The 4,424-nt window shown below is 40.5% G+C and carries 4 protein-coding genes; all 4 read right to left on the bottom strand.

Going from position 1 to position 4,424, the window contains the following annotated elements; genetic code table 11:
- Window positions 1-190 precede the first annotated feature (190 nt).
- Window positions 191-1,048, bottom strand: a complete 858-nt coding sequence (locus ACQEXS_RS22180) for a DUF2971 domain-containing protein (protein WP_025630994.1) — start codon at window positions 1,046-1,048, stop codon at window positions 191-193.
- 723 nt (window positions 1,049-1,771) lie between these two features.
- Window positions 1,772-2,089 (bottom strand): MazG nucleotide pyrophosphohydrolase domain-containing protein, encoded by a 318-nt coding sequence (locus ACQEXS_RS22175; RefSeq protein WP_427015240.1) that lies wholly within the window; start codon window positions 2,087-2,089, stop codon window positions 1,772-1,774.
- Between the two features lie 142 nt (window positions 2,090-2,231).
- The gene (locus ACQEXS_RS22170) at window positions 2,232-2,564 is read right to left on the bottom strand and encodes a hypothetical protein (protein ID WP_427015239.1); all 333 of its coding nucleotides are present in this window, start codon (window positions 2,562-2,564) and stop codon (window positions 2,232-2,234) included.
- Window positions 2,565-3,818: 1,254 nt separating this feature from the next.
- On the bottom strand, window positions 3,819-4,322 hold the full coding sequence (gene def, locus ACQEXS_RS22165) for a peptide deformylase (RefSeq protein ID WP_140271142.1): 504 nt from the start codon (window positions 4,320-4,322) through the stop codon (window positions 3,819-3,821).
- Window positions 4,323-4,424: the final 102 nt, after the last annotated feature.

The following is a 4,424-nucleotide window of genomic DNA, read 5'->3' as shown; positions in this document are numbered from 1 at the left end:
ACAAATTGCCCTACAATCTCAAAATCATCACATGTTGCTTTCTTGATCATCAAATTTTACCTATGAGCCCTAACGCCCAATTAAGTTGTGAGCAACGCTCCCACCTTACCCGAACACTTCACCTTAATCACTAAACCAACTGAAACCGGAAGTGCCGAGCGTTGCGAATCAGCTTGAATTGCTTGTTAGCTTAATTGCCACGATAAGGTATCGGTGTTTTTGTTACTTGCACTGCCGATAGATTGGATTTAGCAAGAAGCAACTCCAGTGATTTTTTAGCAAGATCCGAATGAGGGTTTGGACCAATGATCAATTCCTTTACACAACTACTATTAACGTTTAGCCGAACATAAGGAATTAAGAAATAGTCAGAACTACGTAAGTGGATATTTACATGTTCTTGCCCATGTACAACGTACCGCCACTCACACTCTTCCTTAAAGCCTGCATCTTTCATTAGTGTACATGCAACCTTAGCTTTCGAAATAAAGTCTGAGATTGCGGACTGATTATCACCGTTCGGTGGTATAGGCTTATTGATATAGTCTGTCAATAAACCTATAGCATATTCATATTTAAATTCATCATCGTATATAACTGGGAAAAGAAGGCTCTTAGTATCAAGCTCTGATTCAAAGTTTGGAGAAATACCTATAGAGACTCCATGCCCATTAGGGGTATAAGCTCTCCACTGACTCAATAGATCTTTCTGGCTTGTCAATGAAAGAACAAAAACTCCAGCGTCCTGTGCAAAGGATAAGTTTGTTCCAATTGCTTCAGTGAATTGGAAAAAAGGTTCTAAACTACCTAAACGTTGTAGGATTAGAGGATTTCCTTGATTTTCAACTTTAAACCGAGTGAAAACATCTTTGAGCACTCTGAACCCATGAAAATACTCCTGATGATCATTGAGAAAATTTATTTCACTAACCCAAAAAGATAGTCTCCCACTTCCTTTTACAATGTTATTGATTGCATCAAATGATGTGTAATGCCAAAGAGCATCAGGTTTGTCCTGATGCAAGTATTCAAGGTAATCTTTATACAACTCTATCTCCATGACCTAAATTATTAAGCTAACGCCGCGTTAAGTGGTGAACAACGCCAACCACCAAACCTAAACCATTGCACCTTAAACACTAAATTCAACTTAAATTGAGAGCGCAAAGCGTTGTGAGTCCGCCTTAAACGCCTTGTTAGGCGAACTTTCCCACCTGTGTTTAAGTGACTTTGAAAGCAGATTACCTCAAACCCTATTACCAACCAAATGCACACACACTTTTTGCGATTCAAGAACCACTGAAGTCACTATGTTACAGCCTCACTTTTAACGCCAACGAAATTCAGCCTTTCAGCGACAAAGGAGCTTTTGAACCTGAGAAACTAGCAGCTGCGAACTAACAGCAAAAAAGTAAGCTTCAACGAATTTGCCCTTGCCACACTATGAGCCAGTAAAACTCGCCACCAACTGACACTGAAAACCAATGAGGCAACCCACGAATTTTGGCATGTTTTACGGTTGGAGATATTCAAGAATTTGAGCCGACAATGTTGAATTGCCGACATAGAAAGACGAATGGCCAGAGAGAAATAAGAAGATGAGAACAAAGAACTTTCCTACCCGTCGCCTAACGCCGCATTAAGGTGCGAACAACGCTAAACACCTAACCTAAACCACTGCACCTTAAACACTAAAGCCAAGTTTAAACTGAGATCGCCAAGCGTTGTGAGTCACTCTTAAATGCTTTGTTATGTGCGTAGCTCAATTTATTTATGACCAGGTTCTTCGACTATTTTTCTTCTCTTTGTCCAGAAATGCTTTTTCAAGGTCAATGTCATATCTATTAGCAATTGAACACAGGTAGATAAAAATATCTGCTAGCTCATCACCAATATCACCAACTTTAGATGTTGGATCTATGGCTATTCCTTGTTCTTTACGCACTGCTTTAAATAGTTCACCTACTTCTTCACCCAGAAGCAAACATTTCTCATTAACAAGTTGTTTTGAAAACCCTCGCTCAACTTCAAGTTCTGCAACATATTTCTGAAAATGAAGTAATGTCGCATTTGACTTTAAAACTGGCATAAAAACTCCTTTTCCGAAAAGCACATAACGCCCTGTTAAGGTGTGAGCAACGCAATACCGATGCTCCCGCATACCACCTTAACCACAAAACCTAACGCATAGTAAAAATGCCACGCGTTGCGAATCACTCTTAAACAGTTTGTTAGGTGTATGCCTCCGAGACTTCTGAAACTGAAAAGCTCATAGCCAAAAAGGAAATTCCTGCGCCAGACTCATAGTTATGAACCTCTATTTGAGCATGAGCCCATTGACGGCCACTAATATCTATAATCGCTGTACCACCAAGATATCCACAGAAGCCTTTTTCAATTTCTAGGTTAGACACACCTTCAAACTTGAAGCTTTTGAACATTCCATTCCTGTCGTGAGACACCATTTCAATTGAGCTCAACGTAGAGTCCCAAGGGTCGACATTATACTTAAACTCAACCAAATCATTATTTGCAAAGTCTGCAAAAATCATTTTTTCTGACAATTTGACCTCCTGACACCTAACGCCGCATTAAGGTGCGAACAACGCTAAAACACCTAACCTAAGCCACTGTACCTTAAACACTAAAGCCAAGTTTAAACTGAAATCGCCAAGCGTTGAGAGTCACTCTTAAATGCTTTGTTAGGCGCTTCACGCAAATAGTTAAAATTGGACTTTTAAAACCACCTTTTGGAAAAGAGAAATACACGTAATCCACTGAATTTAATTAAAACCCAAATGCTAAAGCGGCTAAGTCTCTGAAACCTACTGCAACCAAAACACCAAAGAAATTAGCAAATCAACGCATACATATGGAATTTGGAAAGACTAACTTTCAGTGCGAAATTTCAGCCAATAAACCCATATCGACGACAGACAAACTTGAAGTGATTTGAGCCCAAGAAACTAACAACAAACCGGCTACAAAACTCAATGAGGCAACCTTCAAACTTTGACATGTTTTACGGGTTGAGTGATTCAAGAACTTGAGAAGATAAAGCCAAATTGCCGAAAAACTAGAACAAATGGCTAAAGAGAAATTGGAGATTTGAACCAAGAAATTTCTTACTGCGCCTAACGCCGCGTTAAGTGGTGAACAACGCCAACCACCAAACCTAAACCATTGCACCTTAAACACTAAAACTGATTTGAGCCGAGATCGCCAAGCGTTGTGAGTCCGCCTTAAACGCCTTGTTAGGCGAAGTTTCCCACCTGTGTTTAAGTGACTTTGAAAGCAGGTTACCTGAAACCCTATTGCCAACCAAATGCACACAGACTTTTTGCGATTCAAGAACCACAAAAGCCACTATGTTTCAGCCAAGGTTTCAACAACCACAAAATTCGAGCTTTCAGCAACAAAGTAGCTTTTGAACCTGAAAAACCAAAAGCTACGAAATGACAGCAAAAGCAAGAGCCTCTATTAACTTGCCCTTGCCACACTTTGAACCAGTAAAACTCGCCACCAACCAGCACCAAAAATGAATGAGGCAACCCACGAACTCTTGCATGTTTTACGGTTGGAAATATTCAAGAATTCGAGCCGACAATGCTCAATTGCCGACATAGAAAAACGAATGATCAGAGAGGACTAAGAAGATGAGAACACAGAACTTTTCTGCCCGTCGCCTAACGCCGCGTTAAGTGGTGAACAACGCTAACCACCAAACCTAAACCCTTACACCTTAAACACTTAAGCTAACTTGAGCTGAAATCGCCAAGCGTTGTGAATCCGCCTTAAACGCCTTGTTATGAGCGGGGTTAAGAGTGCGCTTTGACGTACTTTTTAACCTTTTTCATAGCCATTTGACGCTTAAGTGGCGAAAGATAGTCGATGAACAAGTTACCCGATAAATGATCTATTTCGTGCTGCATTACGATGGCTAGAAACTCATCACTTTCGATGGTGATTGGCTTACCTTCTCGATCTAAAGCAGACACAACAACTGAAGTAAAACGCTCTACTTCTGCATAGTAATCAGGGACTGATAAACAACCTTCTTGACCCAATGCTTTATCCGAGCCACTAACCACTTCTGGGTTAACCAAAATTAACGGTTCATCTCGACTTTCTGAAAGGTCGATAATAACAACTGCCTCTTTACGACCGACTTGAGTCGACGCTAAACCGATACCATTGTCAGTCGCATATAGCGTTTCCAACATATCGTCTATTAGTGTTTGTACCGTAGTAATATCTTGCACCTTTTCCGCTTTAACCTTAAGCCTTGGATCCGGTGCAGTCAGAATTTCTAAAACTGCCATACTTTCCTTTTAATTCTTGGAAGCTCATAACGCCGCATTAAGGTGCGAACAACGCTAAACACCTCACCTAAACCACTGCACCTTAATCACCAAAACCAAGTT

The sequence above is a fragment of the Vibrio sp. TRT 17S01 genome, assembly GCF_050113695.1.
GTDB lineage: Bacteria > Pseudomonadota > Gammaproteobacteria > Enterobacterales > Vibrionaceae > Vibrio.
This window is presented reverse-complemented; position numbering and strand designations above follow the sequence as displayed.